At 50.8% G+C, this 15,995-nt stretch carries 16 protein-coding genes; 6 read left to right on the forward strand and 10 right to left on the reverse strand.

The window, feature by feature from the left end; translation table 11 throughout:
• Nucleotides 1–77: 77 nt before the first annotated feature.
• The 5 genes from IE074_RS01680 to IE074_RS01700 form a co-directional block, all read right to left on the reverse strand.
• On the reverse strand, nt 78–521 hold the full coding sequence (locus tag IE074_RS01680; protein WP_189383695.1) for a MarR family winged helix-turn-helix transcriptional regulator: 444 nt from the start codon (nt 519–521) through the stop codon (nt 78–80).
• 162 nt (nt 522–683) lie between these two features.
• On the reverse strand, nt 684–1,559 hold the full coding sequence (gene accD / locus IE074_RS01685) for an acetyl-CoA carboxylase, carboxyltransferase subunit beta (protein ID WP_189383696.1): 876 nt from the start codon (nt 1,557–1,559) through the stop codon (nt 684–686).
• Complete coding sequence (gene trpA / locus IE074_RS01690) at nt 1,559–2,398, reverse strand: tryptophan synthase subunit alpha (RefSeq protein ID WP_189383697.1); 840 nt, start codon at nt 2,396–2,398, stop codon at nt 1,559–1,561. Before trpA ends, accD begins: the two co-directional genes overlap by 1 nt.
• Nucleotides 2,399–2,410: 12 nt before the next feature.
• A complete protein-coding gene (gene trpB / locus IE074_RS01695; protein WP_189383698.1) occupies nt 2,411–3,610 on the reverse strand; it encodes a tryptophan synthase subunit beta in 1,200 nt (399 codons plus the stop codon).
• Between the two features lie 53 nt (nt 3,611–3,663).
• On the reverse strand, nt 3,664–5,982 hold the full coding sequence (locus IE074_RS01700) for a RelA/SpoT family protein (RefSeq protein ID WP_189383699.1): 2,319 nt from the start codon (nt 5,980–5,982) through the stop codon (nt 3,664–3,666).
• A 58-nt stretch (nt 5,983–6,040) separates the two neighbouring features.
• On the opposite strand from IE074_RS01700, the gene IE074_RS01705 reads away from it, so the two are divergent.
• Nucleotides 6,041–6,544, forward strand: coding sequence for a flavodoxin family protein (locus tag IE074_RS01705; protein WP_189383700.1), 504 nt, complete (start codon nt 6,041–6,043; stop codon nt 6,542–6,544).
• Between the two features lie 81 nt (nt 6,545–6,625).
• Here the strand turns inward: IE074_RS01705 and IE074_RS01710 are convergent, their stop codons facing one another.
• On the reverse strand, nt 6,626–6,976 hold the full coding sequence (locus IE074_RS01710; protein ID WP_189383701.1) for a RidA family protein: 351 nt from the start codon (nt 6,974–6,976) through the stop codon (nt 6,626–6,628).
• Between the two features lie 31 nt (nt 6,977–7,007).
• The gene (gene pncB / locus IE074_RS01715; protein WP_189383702.1) at nt 7,008–8,183 is read right to left on the reverse strand and encodes a nicotinate phosphoribosyltransferase; all 1,176 of its coding nucleotides are present in this window, start codon (nt 8,181–8,183) and stop codon (nt 7,008–7,010) included.
• Nucleotides 8,184–8,295: 112 nt separating this feature from the next.
• Between pncB and fdxA the strand changes: the two genes are divergently transcribed.
• The 5 genes from fdxA to nth all read left to right on the forward strand — a co-directional run bounded on the left by fdxA (nt 8,296) and on the right by nth (nt 12,215).
• Nucleotides 8,296–8,619: a ferredoxin FdxA gene (gene fdxA, locus IE074_RS01720; RefSeq protein ID WP_189383703.1), complete on the forward strand. Its 324-nt coding sequence runs from the start codon at nt 8,296–8,298 to the stop codon at nt 8,617–8,619.
• A gap of 22 nt (nt 8,620–8,641) precedes the next feature.
• A complete protein-coding gene (locus IE074_RS01725; RefSeq protein ID WP_189383704.1) occupies nt 8,642–9,412 on the forward strand; it encodes a ferredoxin--NADP reductase in 771 nt (256 codons plus the stop codon).
• Nucleotides 9,413–9,593: 181 nt separating this feature from the next.
• Entirely contained in the window at nt 9,594–10,826 is a 1,233-nt protein-coding gene (locus tag IE074_RS01730) for a polyhydroxyalkanoate depolymerase (RefSeq protein WP_189383705.1), read from the forward strand.
• Between the two features lie 55 nt (nt 10,827–10,881).
• Nucleotides 10,882–11,574 (forward strand): electron transport complex subunit RsxB, encoded by a 693-nt coding sequence (rsxB, locus tag IE074_RS01735; RefSeq protein WP_189383706.1) that lies wholly within the window; start codon nt 10,882–10,884, stop codon nt 11,572–11,574.
• Between the two features lie 2 nt (nt 11,575–11,576).
• Nucleotides 11,577–12,215, forward strand: coding sequence for an endonuclease III (nth, locus tag IE074_RS01740; protein WP_189383707.1), 639 nt, complete (start codon nt 11,577–11,579; stop codon nt 12,213–12,215).
• 112 nt (nt 12,216–12,327) lie between these two features.
• On the opposite strand, the gene IE074_RS01745 is transcribed toward nth, so the two are convergent.
• The 3 genes from IE074_RS01745 to IE074_RS01755 are packed head-to-tail and all read right to left on the reverse strand — an operon-like array spanning nt 12,328 to nt 15,936.
• Nucleotides 12,328–13,071 carry an ABC transporter ATP-binding protein gene (locus tag IE074_RS01745; protein WP_189383708.1) on the reverse strand — a complete coding sequence of 248 codons (744 nt, stop codon included), beginning with the start codon at nt 13,069–13,071 and terminating at the stop codon, nt 12,328–12,330.
• A complete protein-coding gene (locus IE074_RS01750) occupies nt 13,068–14,891 on the reverse strand; it encodes a branched-chain amino acid ABC transporter ATP-binding protein/permease (protein WP_189383709.1) in 1,824 nt (607 codons plus the stop codon). The genes IE074_RS01745 and IE074_RS01750 overlap by 4 nt, the downstream gene beginning before the upstream one ends.
• A gap of 4 nt (nt 14,892–14,895) precedes the next feature.
• Nucleotides 14,896–15,936: a branched-chain amino acid ABC transporter permease gene (locus IE074_RS01755; RefSeq protein ID WP_189383710.1), complete on the reverse strand. Its 1,041-nt coding sequence runs from the start codon at nt 15,934–15,936 to the stop codon at nt 14,896–14,898.
• Nucleotides 15,937–15,995: the final 59 nt, after the last annotated feature.

The raw sequence follows: 15,995 nt of genomic DNA on the forward strand, positions 1-15,995 counted from the left end.
CAACACGCAAAAGTGGTTGCATTTGCAAGCAATTTTAGTTGCAAACACAACCATTTTCAAGTTTTTTTTGATCTGCGTTAATTATTTTCCAGATTATGCTGGATTTTATTCATTAAATTGATTAGATTTTGTTGTTCTTCTGCCGACAAAGTTCTCATCGCGATTTCATTGCGATGCGTAATCAGGGCCACCACTTCCTCATAAACCAGCCTGCCTTTTTCTGTCAGGGACAAATCAAATGCCCGGGCATCCTGCTTTTGCTGGCGTTTTTCTATCAGCCCCTTGCCAACCAGGGAAACCACTGCCCGGCTACCCTGGCTTTTGTCAAGGTTGGCCTTTTTAGCCACTTGCAACACCGACAGCCTGTTATTAAAACCAATCACGGCAAGCACCCTGCCCTCGGCAAAAGAAATACGGGCATGCCGAATGTCCGCATAGTCGGCGTGCTTGTCAATTAACTTTGCCAGGGAATGCAGTTTATACGTAAGGGAATCTTCAAGATTAAATGAATTGGAGGACATTTTATATTTGACGCATAGGAATAAAATTTCATCATTCTATCAGTCATTACGGACATGTCATCTTTTTTAAACAAACAACCCCGGCCATGATCATATAGCCGGGGTTGTTGTTGAATGCCGAAATTTAATGGCAAGGGGCTAAAAAAACCCCGCAAACATGGTTTATGCCGATAAGGCCTCGTTGGACTGACGGGTTAACAAAGCCATCAGGCGAGCCAGTTCTTCACGTAAATCATGACGGTTAACCACCATATCGACAGCACCTTTTTCAAGCAGGAATTCAGCACGCTGGAAGCCTTCGGGCAATTGCTCGCGAACGGTTTGTTCAATCACCCGCGGACCGGCAAAACCAATAAGCGCCTTGGGCTCGGCAATGACCACATCCCCCATAAAGGCAAAGCTGGCCGATACCCCACCCATGGTTGGATCGGTAAGCACGCTGATAAACGGCAAACCTTCGGCGGAAAGCCGGGTAAGCATGGCATTGGTTTTAGCCATTTGCATGAGCGAAAACAGGCTTTCCTGCATGCGCGCGCCACCCGATGCCGAGACACAAATGAAAGGGGTACGGTTTTCAATGGCGGCCTGCACGCCGCGCACAAAGCGCTCGCCCACCACCGAGCCCATTGAGCCACCCATGAAGTTGAATTCAAAGCAGGCAAGCGTAACCGGCAAAGACATGATTGCCCCGCTCACTACCACCAATGCATCGGTTTCATTGGTTTGTTTCACGGCTTCGGCCAGACGCTCGGGGTATCTGCGACTGTCCTTGAATTTGAGGGGGTCGGTTGAACGAATGTGATCGCCAATTTCAACCCGTCCTTCTGCATCAAGCAGGGAATCGATGCGTGCGCGTGAACTTAATCGCATATGATGTTCGCACTTGGGGCAAACATTCAGGGCCCGTACCAGATCTTCCTTATACAGGGCGGTCTCGCAAGAGGGACATTTAACCCATACGCCCTCGGGAACACGCCGTGAACCCGAATCGGCCTTCTTGTTGATACGGGGGGGGAGAATTTTATCGAGCCAACTCATTATTTATCCTTGTTTTGAACCTTGTCCAGCGCTTCACGTATGCCTTTGAGCCATGTGCTTGCTGAAGCAACGGCCACTTCGGTCACCTGGTCCTCAGGTTTGCCGGCAATTGCCTGTTCCATGGTTTCGATGATTTTACTGCCAATGACAACCGCATCGGCCACTTTGGCAATTTTTGCAGCGCTTTCGGCATCACGAATGCCAAAACCGACACCCACCGGAATTTTTACGTGTTTTTTGATGTCCAGCACACGTTGCTGCACATCTTCTACATTAAGCGCACCCGAACCGGTGACGCCACGCAAAGACACGTAATAGACATAACCTTCGGCCACACGAGCCACCGACTGGATGCGGGCTTCAGTAGAAGTGGGCGCCAATAGAAATATGGGGGAAATACCCTTTTCTTTCAGAATCGCGGTAAATTCATCAAATTCCTCGGGCGGATAGTCTACCACCAATACGCCATCCACACCGGCGGCACCGGCTTTTTCCGCAAAAACAGCGCGCCCCATGGCTTCGATGGGGTTGGCATAACCCATTAACACAACAGGCGTTTCGTTATTGACCTTACGGAACTCACTGACAATGTCAAGAACCCGGGGCAGACCCACCCCTTTGGCAATGGCCCGTTCAGCGGCACGCTGAATCACCGGACCGTCGGCCATGGGATCGGAAAAAGGCACACCCAGTTCAATAATGTCAGCGCCCGCCTCTGCAAGGCTGTGCATTAATGCCAGCGTGGCTTGTGGACTGGGATCTCCGGTGGTGATGTAGGGAATCAGGGCTGCGCGCTGCCCTGCCTTTGCAAATGCATTGTCAATTCTTTTTAAAGCCATTGTTGTTTTCCTTTACAGCTCGATTCCGCTAAATTCAGCCACAGTATGCATATCCTTGTCACCACGGCCTGAGAGATTGACCAGAATGATCTTGTCGGCAGGCAAGGTGGGTGCCAGCTTGGCGGCATAAGCCAGGGCATGGGAGGATTCAAGCGCGGGAATAATTCCCTCAAAACGGCAGCAGTCATGAAAGGCCTGCAGTGCTTCGGCATCATTGATGCTTTCATAGGAAACACGGCCAATTTCATGCAACCAGGCATGTTCGGGACCTACGCCGGGATAATCAAGGCCCGCGGAAATGGAATGGGTTTCCTGTACCTGCCCATCTTCGTTTTGCATCACAAAGGTACGGTTGCCATGCAACACACCTACCTGGCCCGAATTGATGGAAGCTGCGTTACGCGGGGTATCCAGACCCTCGCCGGCGGCCTCAACACCAATCAGCTTGACTTCTTCGTGAGGAATATACGGATAGAAAATGCCCATGGCATTGGAGCCGCCACCCACGCAGGCAACCACATAGTCAGGCTGGCGGCCTGCACGTTGGGGCATTTGCTCAAGGCATTCTTCACCGATGATTTTCTGGAAATCACGCACCATGGCCGGATAAGGGTGCGGACCGGCCACCGTGCCAATAATGTAGAAAGTGTTATCAATATTGGTGACCCAATCACGCATGGCTTCGTTAAGCGCATCTTTAAGCGTTTTGGAGCCGGACTCTACCGGCACCACGGTAGCGCCCAGCAGTTTCATGCGATAAACGTTAAGGGCCTGACGGCGGACGTCTTCGACCCCCATGTAAACCACGCATTCCAGGCCGTAACGGGCTGCCACGGTAGCCGTGGCCACACCGTGCTGGCCAGCGCCGGTTTCGGCAATAATACGGGTTTTGCCCATTTTACGGGCCAAAAGGATTTGACCAATGCAATTGTTGATTTTATGGGCACCCGTGTGATTCAGGTCTTCGCGCTTGAACCAGATATGGGCACCACCCAGCAGTTCTGACCAGCGTTTGGCATGGTAAACCGGGCTGGGACGCCCCACAAAATGAGCCAGTTCATCATTGTATTCAGCAACAAAGTCGGGGTCATTCCGGTATTTTTCGTAAGCTTCGTTCAGTTCCTTGATGGCATGCATTAATGTTTCGGCAACAAAAATACCGCCAAATCGGCCAAAATGACCTTTTTCATCTGGGTAATTATAGGGTTTCAAAACGCCTCCTGCAGCGCATTCAATTATTTTATTTAACAGTCATTTTACTCAATTTAACAGCGGGACGCAGACATTACCCCGGGGATTTCCAATAAGGCTTGCAAAGCCCGGGACAATTGCTCCCCATTCTGGATCTCGATGGTAAAGTGCATATGTGCCAGCGAACGCTTGCTTTGCGTATTGACGCCAACCACCTTAAGCTTAAGCCTGGAAAAAGTTTCAGAGACATCCCGCAGCAGACCTGTGCGATCCTGCGCATGCACGGCAATATTGACCGGATAGACCGTGTCTTCGGTATTACCCCAGGCAACATCAATGACCCGTTCGGGGTTTTTATGCCTTAACACGGAAAACGAGGTGCAATCCTGACGATGAATGGATACCCCCCGGCCACGGGTGACAAAACCGACAATATCATCGGGTGGTGCCGGGCGGCAACAACGTGCCAGCTGGGTCATTAATGAATCAACCCCCACCACCAGCACACCGCCCTTACCTGCCTGGCGGGTATCGGTTTGGCGAGCCACCAGGATTTTGTCTTCGGCACCGGTTTCAGCGCTCGGCTCGGCAAAAGCAGAAGCAATGGACCGCAAGCTGAACTCGTCTTTGGCGACTGCCACATACAAATCATCGGCACGGGCAAAGCCCAGTTTTTCGGCCAGCTGTTCCTGATTAACCGCTGTTTTACCCAAGCGTTGCAATTCCTTCTCAACCTGCTCTTGTCCGCTGGTAATACGTTTTTGCAATTCAATCGCATTAAACCATAATCGCACCTTGGCCCTGGCCCTGGGGCTGGCCAAATAACCCAGTTGCGAATTCAGCCAGTCACGGGAAGGCCCGCCCGACTTGGCAGCAATAATTTCAACCGTCTGGCCGGTTTTCAGTTTGGTGTTAAGCGCAACCATATGGCCGTCTACCTTGGCTCCCCGACAACGGTGTCCCAGGTCTGTATGCAGATGGTAGGCAAAGTCAACCGGCGTACTGTCTTCCGCCAGCTCAATGACACGGGCCTGCGGTGTGAGCACATAGATACGCTCATGCCTTTCACCCTCTTTCATTTGTTCCAGCTGTTCGCCGGTTTTTTTCAATTCGGCTTTTTTACGCTCCAGCCCAGGCTGGTTTACCCCATTTTCTTCAGACGCTTTTTTTTCTTCTTTTTCGGTAATGCCTACCTCTTTGCGCCACGAAAGCAACTGCCGCATCCAGGAAACCTGGCGGTCATACAGGCTGGAAGCCGCTACCTGCCCGCCTTTTACCCCGGCTTCTTTATAGCGCCAGTGGGCCGCCATGCCATATTCGGCAAACTGATGCATTTGCGTGGTGCGGATCTGCACTTCAAAAGCGCGACCGTCATCACCCATAACTACCGTATGAAGGGAGCGGTAACCGTTAGGTTTGGGATTGGCAATGTAATCATCGTATTCGTCCATAACCGGTGTCCACTTGGCATGCACCAGTGACAAGGCGGTGTAACAATCCCGTTCGGTATCCACAATAATACGCAAAGCCTGCAAGTCATACAATTGGTCAAAATCAAGCTGTTTGTTGCGCATCTTGTTGTAAATACTGTAAATATGCTTGGCTCGACCGGCCACATCGGCCTTGATGCCCATTTCCTGCAACGAATCCCGAATCTCATTGACGGTTGCGGCAACAAGGCTTTCACGCTCTACACGGCGACTTTCCAGTTTTTTGGCGATATCCTTGTACACCTCGGGCTCAAGAAAGCGGAAAGAAAGGTCTTCCATTTCCCATTTGATTTGCCAGATCCCCAGGCGATTGGCCAGTGGCGCATACACATCGCGGGTTTCAATGGAAATATCTTCAGGGCAGGGTTTCTTGGTTTCAGCAAACCAGCGCAATGTTTGCAACCGGGAAGCCAGACGCACCAGCACAATTCGCAAATCGGTAGCCATGGCCAGCAACATTTTGCGCAGCATTTCCTGCTGGTTGCCGCTATTGCCGCCTTCCTGGCTGGCAGTACCTGCATTGCGGGCCACCAAGCCTATTTTGACCAATTCCCGTGACCCCTGGACCAGATTAAAGACCTCCAGCCCAAACTGATTGATAATTTCGTTCTTGTAGTTTTTTTCAGAAGCTGCCTCTTGCTTTGTGGGCATGGCGGCAATAAGGCCCGACACCATAGTGGTCGCATCAACCTGGAGCAGGGATAAAATCCTGACCACCCCGGCAGCATGTTTAAGTGCTGGCTCTCCGGTTGCAAGAATCTGCCCGCCCATGGTTTGCAAAGCCCAGCTGGTTGCTTTTTCCAGCAAGCGCCACTCTTCGGGTCGAAGGTCTTCACACACCGACTCAAGCCACGCTTCATCAAGGACGTTTTTATTTTCGCTATCGGGTATCATGTGAATCATGGTTAAGGAATAATATAAGAAATCAAATGCAACACCCCTTATTGTACAGGCCGAAACTATGGACGCAAATACAAAAACGTTGTTAGTCATTTGGCATTCACGCACTAATGCCGCCAAACTGGCTGCCCAGGCGGCCTGTGACAGCGCCCGCAAGATTCGCCAGGAACTGGGCCAGCAAGATGAAATCATCATGCTGAACGCCAACGAGGTAACGCTTGACCTGCTTTTACAGGCAGATGCCTACCTGTTTTGCGCCCCTGAAAACCTGGCCAGCCTAAGTGGTGCCATGAAAGAGTTTTTTGACCGTTTTTATTATGATCTACTGGGCAACGTAGAGGGACGGCCATACAGTGCGATTATTACCGCCGGCTCTGACGGGCAAGGAGCACTGCGACAGCTGCAGCGCATTTGCACCGGCTGGCGCCTTAACGAAAAAGTGCCAGCCATTATATTGAATACCGCCAGCCAGACCAAAGAAGAAATCCTTGCGCCGAAAAGCCTGTCAGCCGAACAGCTGGCCCAGGCTGCCGAAGTGGGAGGCACGCTTTATGCCTGGCTATGAAATACGCATTCCCACGCGGGAGCATGGGAACGAGTAAACCGGATACGCATTCCCACGCGGGAGCACGGGAACGAGTAAAACTTAAAGCGCTGCTGTCACAACGATTTCAACCTTGAAACCGGGATTGGCCAAACGGGCTTCCACCGTTGCACGGGGTGGTGCGTTTTCTTTGGAGACCCATTGATCCCATGCTTTATTCATGGCAGGGAATTCGGCCATATTGGCCACATAAATTTGTGCCATTAAAATTCTTTCTTTGCTGGTACCGGCCTGCGCCAGCAACTCGTCGATGGTAGCCAGTACCTGGGCGGTTTGGCCTTCCATATCCAGTGAAGCATCGGTGGGAACCTGCCCAGCCAGGTAGGCAACGCCATTATAAACAGCCATATCGGACAAGCGGGCACCCACATTGGTACGTTTAATATCGCTCATTCAAGGTTTCCTGTAAAAGGTTGAGAAAAAATCAGGCAGCGGGCAAATCAAAGACATGCCGCAAATAAGACAAATAAGCAGGGTCATCACACATGGTTTTCTCGGGTTCGTCTGAAACCTTGGCAACCGGCTGGCCATTGCAACGAACCATTTTCATGACCACCTGCAAGGCTGGCACACCCATGTCGTTGGTTAAATTAGTGCCAATCCCAAAAGACACCTTGCAGCGCCCACTAAAACGACGCGCAATCTCCATGGCTGTTGGAAAATTGAGGTTATTGGAAAAAACCAGGGTTTTGCTGATGGGATCTACCCGATTGGCCTGATAATGGGCCAACAGGCGTTCTCCCCATTCGAACGGATCGCCGGAATCGTGACGCGCGCCATCAAACAATTTGCAAAAATACATGTCAAAATCACGCAGGAAAGCATTCAGGCCGTAAACATCAGACAGGGCAATACCCAGGTCACCACGGTATTCTTTAGCCCACATTTCAAGGGCAAACACCTGGGAATCGCGCAAGCGCGGCCCCAATGCCTGGCAGGCCTGCAAATATTCGTGCCCCATGGTACCCAAGGGAGTTGTATTATATTCTTTGGCCATTAAGACATTACTGGTACCCACGAAATGGTTGCCCATTTTTTCTTTAAGGGTTTTAACCACTTCATGATGCCAGGCCTTGGAAAATCGCCGGCGGGTACCGTATTCGGAAATTTTGAAACTTTTCAGGTCGGTACTGGCATTGACCAGTTCAATTTTCTCATTCAGGCGACGCCTGCCTTCCGTCCAATCAAGATTTTTATGCACATTGCGGAAATACACTTCATTCACAATGGCCAGCACCGGGATTTCAAATAAAATCGTATGCAGCCAGGGGCCTTTGGCCTCGATGGTAATTTCCCCTTCCTCGGGGCCCTCACCTACTTCGATGCATTTTTCGGGCAAATGAAACAGGCCCAGGAAATCAACAAAATCACTTTTGATGAAACGCATGTTGCGCAAATAGTCCAGTTCATCTTCAGTGAAGCGCAACTGGCACAGATGATGAATTTCCTCGCGTATTTCATTAATGTAAGGACGCAGGTTGACACCCTTGGAACGGCACTTGAAGCGGTACTCCACCTGGGCACCTGGAAACTGATGCAACACGACCTGCATCATGCTGAATTTATATAAATCGGTATCTAAAAGCGAGGTAATAATCATGTCGGTCACGGTGAATTTTTTATAACCATATCACAGCTATCAGGGTTTTGAGCGCCAAGTATTTCAAGATTGGGTAAAATCACATTTTTAATGTCGTTTATTGGAGTTTTAAATGACTCACGTTGTTACCGAAAACTGTATTAAATGCAAATATACAGACTGTGTTGATGTATGCCCTGTCGATTGTTTCAAGGAAGGCCCCAACTTCCTGGTGATTGATCCCGATGAATGCATTGACTGTGCCGTCTGTATTCCCGAGTGTCCGGCCAATGCCATTTTTGCTGAAGAGGACGTGCCACAGGACCAGATCCATTTCATCAAAATCAATGCAGAACTCAGCCCCGAGTTCCCAACCATCAGCCGCTCTAAAAAACCGCTTGACGATGCTGATGAGTGGAATAACGTACCAGACAAACTCCAGTACCTGGAAAAATAGCTGACCGAAAAAACAGGAAAATATGACTGACCAGAAATATACCCGTGAAACAGTAACCGGCATGACCGAATGGGTGCCCGGCAAGCTGTTCTCGATCACCACCACCCGCGATAGTGCCTTCCAGTTTGAACCGGGCCAGTTTGCCCGGCTTGGCCTGCCCGCCAGCAATGACCACGCTGCCGAGCCCACTATTTGGCGTGCCTATTCCATGGTCAGTACCCCAGAGGATGATTTTCTGTCTTTTTACTCTATTGTAGTACCTGAGGGCGAATTCAGTCCCCGCCTGGCCGGCCTTAAAACCGGCGACCCGGTTTATATCGACAAAACCGCCTTTGGTTTCCTGACCATAGACCGTTTCCCCCAGGGAGGCAATTTGTGGCTACTTGCTACAGGCACCGGCTTATCGGCCTATATCTCCATGCTCAACACCCCCGCCACCTGGGAACGGTTTGACAAAATCATCCTGGCCCATGGTGTTCGTACCTGCGAAGAGCTGACTTATCAGGATGAAATGGCCAAATGGCAACAACAGTTTGGCGATCGTTTTGTTTACTTGCCCCTTCCCACCCGGGAGGCTTACAAAAACCATCCGCAGGAACGCCTGACCAGCCTTATCAGCAATGGCAAGCTTGAGCAGTTAAGCGGCTTGAAACTGGATCCGGAAACATCAAGAATCATGCTGTGTGGCAACCCCGAGATGCTCTCTGAAGCACGAAAAATACTGGGTGAAAAAGGCTTCGCAGCCGGCAGGCGCGGCATCCCGGGCAATCTTGCCGTTGAAAATTACTGGTAATAATTCCTTATTTATTGCCCTATAACGTATTTATGAATAGTAACAAAATAGTAATTTCCCTAACTTCTGTCTGTTTTAGGTGAAAATTAACATTTCCTGATGTTATATCCAGATCACTGGTGCTAGACTTTTATCATGCACCAGGTTTTTCTGGGCAAAACAACAACAAGGAAATGAGATTATGTTGTACCAATTTCATGAATTGACCCGCTCCATACTGGCTCCTATTTCGGCTTTCACGAACATAGGCTCTCAACTTTTTTCCAATCCTTACAGTCCATACGCCTATATCCCCAACTCAAAACAGATATCGGCAGGGCTTGAACTCATTCATCGATTGGGCAAGGATTATGAAAAACCCGAATGGGGCATCAATTCAGTCATCGTGGAAGACCGCGAAGTGAGGGTTCATGCTGAAATTGCCCAAAGCAAACCTTTTTGCAATTTGGTTCATTTTGTTCGCGAACCTGAACCCAACGCAAAACCCTGTCCAAAAGTGCTGATTGCTGCCCCGCTGTCCGGGCACCATGCCACTTTGCTGCGTGATACGGTACGCACCATGCTAAGCGCTTATGATGTCTACGTGACCGACTGGATCGATGCGCGCATGGTTTCCCTGGCTGAAGGCACCTTCCATCTGGATGACTACATTGAATATATCCAGGAATTCATCCGCACGCTGGGCCCAGACCTGCACGTTATGTCGGTTTGCCAGCCTACCGTACCCGTTCTGGCCGCAATTTCTTTGATGGCGGGCAATAATGAAACGGTTATGCCCAAAAGCATGATCATGATGGGTGGCCCGCTGGATACCCGTTACTCGCCCACCGAAGTTAACGGACTGGCCAGTACCAAACCCTATTCATGGTTTGAAAACCAGCTGATTCACATCGTGCCCTCCCGTTACCCGGGTGTGGGCCGCAAGGTTTATCCGGGCTTTTTGCAACATGCCGGTTTTGTTTCCATGAATCCCGACAAACACATGCAGTCGCACTACGACTACTATCGCAACCTTATGAAAGGCAATGAGATGGAAGCCAGTGGCCACCGCAAATTCTACGATGAGTACAATGCGGTGCTGGACATGCCGGCCGAATATTACCTTGACACCATTCGGGTCGTCTTCCAGGAACACCTGCTTCCACGCGGGCTTTGGGATGTTCGTGGCGTACGGGTAGATCCCGATCATATCCGCAATGTCAAACTCATGACCGTTGAAGGTGAACTGGATGACATTACCGGCCATGGGCAAACCCGTGTGGCCCATGAACTGTGTGGCAACATACCTAATGCCAACAAATACCATCTGCAGGCAACTGGCTGTGGACACTATGGTATTTTTTCCGGCACCAAGTGGCGTATGCGAATTTTTCCTGAAGTGAAAGAATTCATCAATAACGTCGACCGGGACTGATTTCCGGTTAAAATGGGAAGGCCTGTTCAAACAACAGGCCTTTTTTATTTTTACTATGACAAGCAAATCCCTACTTCAGAAAATTGATGCCATCCTGCCGCAAACCCAATGCACAAAATGCGGCTATGATGGCTGTAAACCCTATGCACAGGCACTGGTTCAGCAAGAAGCCAGCATCAACCGCTGCCCTCCCGGGGGCAGCCAGGGCATACAGCAGCTGGCTACTTTGCTGCAAGTACCGGTCTTACCCCTGGACCCGGAATGCGGCCCTGAGATCCCCCTGCAGGTGGCGGTGATTGATGAAGCCCACTGCATTGGCTGCACCCTGTGCATCCGGGCCTGTCCGGTAGACGCCATTATTGGTGCCAATAAATTCATGCATACGGTAGACCCGCAATTATGCACGGGTTGCGACTTATGCGTTGCGCCCTGTCCGGTTGACTGCATCAGCATGGTTGATGCCAACCGCACCTGGACGACTGCAGACGCCAATGCCGCGCGGGATCGCCATGAGCAACGTGCTGCACGCCTGCTAAAACTAAGCCTGCAGGAAGAGGCCCGTCTTAACCAGAAATCCATTCAAACCGCTACGCATTCCGAAGAATTGGCCAGCCTGCCCACGCCACCCCAACCGTCAGGCAATGAAAAAACCGCTGAGCAGCTTAAGAAAGAGGCCATTGCCCTGGCACTGCAACGGGCTCGTGAACGACGCCAGCAAGGCATAAAAAAAGGCCCTGCCACCCCATAACCATGAACGCCGAAAAAAGAAAAGAGATTTTTGCCCGCTTTAAAGCCGCCAACCCCAAACCCACCACAGAACTGGAATACGAAAACAATTTTCAGTTGCTGATTGCGGTACTGTTATCGGCACAGGCCACCGATAAAGCGGTTAATATTGCAACCCGCAAGTTTTTCGACACCTGTAAAACACCCCAGGATATCCTGGACATGGGACTGGAAAAATTTACCGAAGCCATTCGCACCATTGGCCTGTACAAAACCAAGGCTAAAAATGCCCTGGCCACCTGTGAGATCTTGCAAAACCAATACAACGGCCAGGTCCCCGGCAACCGTGAAGCGCTGGAGTCCTTGCCTGGCGTAGGCCGAAAAACCGCCAATGTAGTGCTTAATACCGCTTTTGGCCAACCTGCCATGGCGGTAGACACGCATATTTTCCGGGTTTCCAATCGCACCGGCATTGCACCGGGCAAGAATGTGCTTGAAGTAGAAAAAAAACTGCTCAGGCTGGTCCCTAAAGAATATTTGCTTGACGCGCATCACTGGCTGATATTGCATGGCCGCTATGTGTGCGTGGCCCGAAAACCAAAATGTCCGCAATGCGGCATTGCGGACATCTGTGATTACAAAGATAAAACCAAGGCATCCTGATAAAACCGGGACATCCTGAAGCAGCCGGGACAATCATCAAGTCCTGCGAAAAACATCTTCCCGGATTGGCAATCCAAGCTGGTGAACCGCTGGCGGCTCACCGGGCTGTTACTTAATTGTCCTGCTTGCCAAAACCCAGATAACTCTCAATAACCCGGGGATCGTGGAGCAGCTCGGAAGCATTACCCTCAAGACGGACCTCTCCCATTTCAAGCACGTAACCGTAATCGGCCACTTGCAGGGCAGCACGGGCATTTTGCTCTACCAGCAAAATTGACACCCCGTTTTCCCGAAGCCTCATGATAGTATGAAAAACCTCGCGCACCACCAATGGCGCCAGCCCCAGGCTGGGCTCATCAAGCATCAGCACTTTGGGTTTGCCCATTAAGGCACGCCCAACCGCCAGCATTTGACGCTCTCCGCCCGACAAGGTACCGGCATTTTGCATGCGTCGCTCTTTCAGTCGCGGAAACAGTTCATAAACTTCATCCAGCGTGTCCCTCCAGTTTTTTTCCCGGGCACGATAACGGCGAAAACCGCCTAGCAGCAGGTTATCCTCGACCGGCATGCTGGAAAACAACTCGCGTTTTTCTGGCACCAGGCACAGGCCATTAGCCACCCGGTCTTCAACAATCAGGCGACTGATATCGTGTTCCTGGTAAACCACCTCACCATTGGCCGAGCCAGGAACCGGCAGTGAGCCCATGATGGCATTGAGCAAGGTGGACTTACCCGCCCCGTTGGCCCCGATAACCGTTACCACCTGGCCACTTTTTACTTTAAGATTGATATTTTGCACAGCCAGCACCTTGCCATACTGTGCACACAGGTTTTTGGTTTCCAGTAAGATACTCATGCGTTTGCACCCTTTGCGTCAATGGAAATACCCAGGTCATCATCGACACCGCCCAAATAGGCCTCAAGCACCACGGGATTCACCTGAATCTGCCCGGGTGTACCTTCTGCAATACGGGTACCAAAATCCATAACCACCAAATGATTGGTCAGGCGCATGACAAAATCCATATCGTGTTCCACCAGCAAAATACTCATTCCCTCATCGCGCAAACCGGACAGTACACTGGCCAGCTCCTGCTTTTCCTTGTAGCGCAAACCTGCTGCAGGCTCATCAAGCAGCAGCAAGGTTGGATCAAGTGCCAACGCACGGGCAATTTCCACAATACGTTGCTGGCCCAAAGACAGATTGCCAGCCTGCTCGTGCAGATAATCACCCAGCCCGACCCGCTCAAGCTGCTTTTTGGCTTCTTGCAGCATTTGGGCCTCGGTCTCACGCTCCAGATGCAGCAGACTTTGCACAATACCCGTATTGACGCGCAAATGCGCCCCCAGCGCCACGTTTTCAAGCACACTCATGGTTGGCAGCAGCTGCACATGCTGAAAGGTGCGACCCACGCCAAGCGCGGCGATTTTACGGGATGACAGCGAACCGATTTCCTGCCCCATGAAACGTACGGAACCGCGGGTTAGCGAGTGCACCCCTGTAATCAGGTTGAAAGTGGTACTTTTACCTGCGCCATTGGGCCCGATAAGGCCCATGATTTGACCGGCATGGATATTGAAACTGATATCATTGACAGCCACCAGGCCACCAAACTCCTTGCGGATATTGTCCACTTCAAGAATGAGCTCACCATGTTGTGGCCTGTTCCGCTGCGGCAGGGCTGAAGAAGCGTCGGGTACCGGTTTGGGCTGCACCAGCTGGCTGCCGGTGAACTTGGCCACAAAATTAACCAGTATGGGCCACAGGCCTTCGCGGGCATGGTGCAAAATAAACACCATTAAAATACCAAACACCACCATTTCGAAGTTGGCCGAGGTATTTAACAATTGTGGCACAATATCCTGGATATGGTCTTTCATGGTAAGGATAAGCGTGGAACCAAAAACAGCTCCCCAGATATTGGCTGAGCCGCCAATAACAGCCATGAACAGATATTCAATACCGTAGTTAATACCAAACGTACTGGGGCTGACAGCCCGCTGCTCGTGGGCATACAACCAGCCTGCCAGCCCGGCCAAGACACCGGCGTAGACAAAAGCAACCACCTTATAATATTTGGTATGCACCCCAAAGGATTCGGCCATGCCCGCCCCGCTTTTGAGCGAACGGATAGCCCGCCCGGGACGGGAATCCAACAGGTTTTTGCTGAACCAGACGGCCAGCAGCACGCACGCCCAAATAAGAAAATAAATATGTTTGGCCTTCAGCAGGGAAAAACCAAAAATCTCGATGGGTGGAATACCGGGAATACCATCGTGACGCCCCAGGAAACCCAGGTTGCCGTACAGGTAATAAAAAACCAGACAAACCGCAATCGTGCTAAGCGGCAAATAATGCCCTGACAGGCTTAAGGTGATTTGCCCCAGAATATAGGAGACGATAAACGTTAAAGCCAGGGCCACCAGCAAACCCACCCACGGAGAGTAACCGGCCGTGGTTGACAGATAGGCGGTTGCATAGGCACCAATACCGACAAATGCAGCCTGACCAAAAGAAGTCAGGCCACCCACACCGGTCAGCACCACCAGCCCCAGCACAACCAGGCTGGCAATACCGATCGAGTTCATCTGGTTGATCCAGAACTCGGGGGTGCCTGGAAAGACAGGCAGAACCACCAGAAAAATGATAAACAGTGCAAGAAATAAACGTTTCATTTTATTATTCTTCATCCTCTTCGTGCTTGACTAAAATGGCGCGTAACAGCAGAACAGGAATAACAATACCAAAGACAATAACCTCTTTGTAATCACTGGCCCAGAATGTGGTGAAGGCCTCGATAATGCCAATGGCAATGGCGCCAAAAGCCGCCAGCGGATAACTGACCAGACCACCAATAATGGCGCCTACAAATCCTTTAAGGCCAATCATGAAACCCGTTTCATAGGTAATGGTAATGAATGACACGATCATGATGCCAGACAACACCCCGACCAACGCGGTTAAAAAGAAAGTAAGGTGCCCCGACATGGAAGTACCAATACCTACCAGTCGGGCACCCCGACGGTTAACCGCTGTTGCGCGCAAGGCGCGGCCATACAGGGTTTTGCCAAAAAACAGCCACAGAGCACCAATAATGGCCACGGTCATGCCAATGACAAACAGGCTTTGGTATGACCAGCTTAACGAGGCTATTTCAACCGAGCCGTCAAAGAAAGGTTCGGAAACCAGCCAGCCTTCGGCACCAAAAAACACCAAGCCCAATCCCACCAGCGCATAATGCACGGCAATGGAGACAATTAACAGGGTAAGCACCGAATGCTCGGCAACCGGCTCGTAGGCAATACGGTAAAGCATGGGGCCCAGTGGCACAACCAGCAGCAGCGTGAGGAAGGCTTTTACCCACAATGAAGGATCGGTGGCCAGAACAACCGGCACCGCCCACAACAAAAGCAAGGGGTAGATAATAAAAAGTCCCAGGGATTTAAGCAGCGTTTTCCTGTCTTTACCCTGGTAGACAAAATACAGCTCTTTCAGGAACAAAACCGCGCCGAACATGGGCAGCAGCCAAATAGTGCCAGGCTTGCCGCCATCGGCCATAATTGCAAAAGTAAGTGCACCAAAAGTGACAAACTCTCCCTGTGCAATAAAAATAATGCGGGTAACAACAAATACAAGGACCAGCGAAACAGCCATCAGGGCGTATATCACCCCGGTAACCAAGCCGTCCTGCATAAGTATTTTGGCTATAGACCAATCCATCTTCTGCTTTTTCTCTTTTTGATATGTAGAACAATAATAGTGGCAGCGCATTTGCCACA

This window comes from Advenella faeciporci, from assembly GCF_014652395.1.
Taxonomy (GTDB): domain Bacteria; phylum Pseudomonadota; class Gammaproteobacteria; order Burkholderiales; family Burkholderiaceae_B; genus Advenella; species Advenella faeciporci.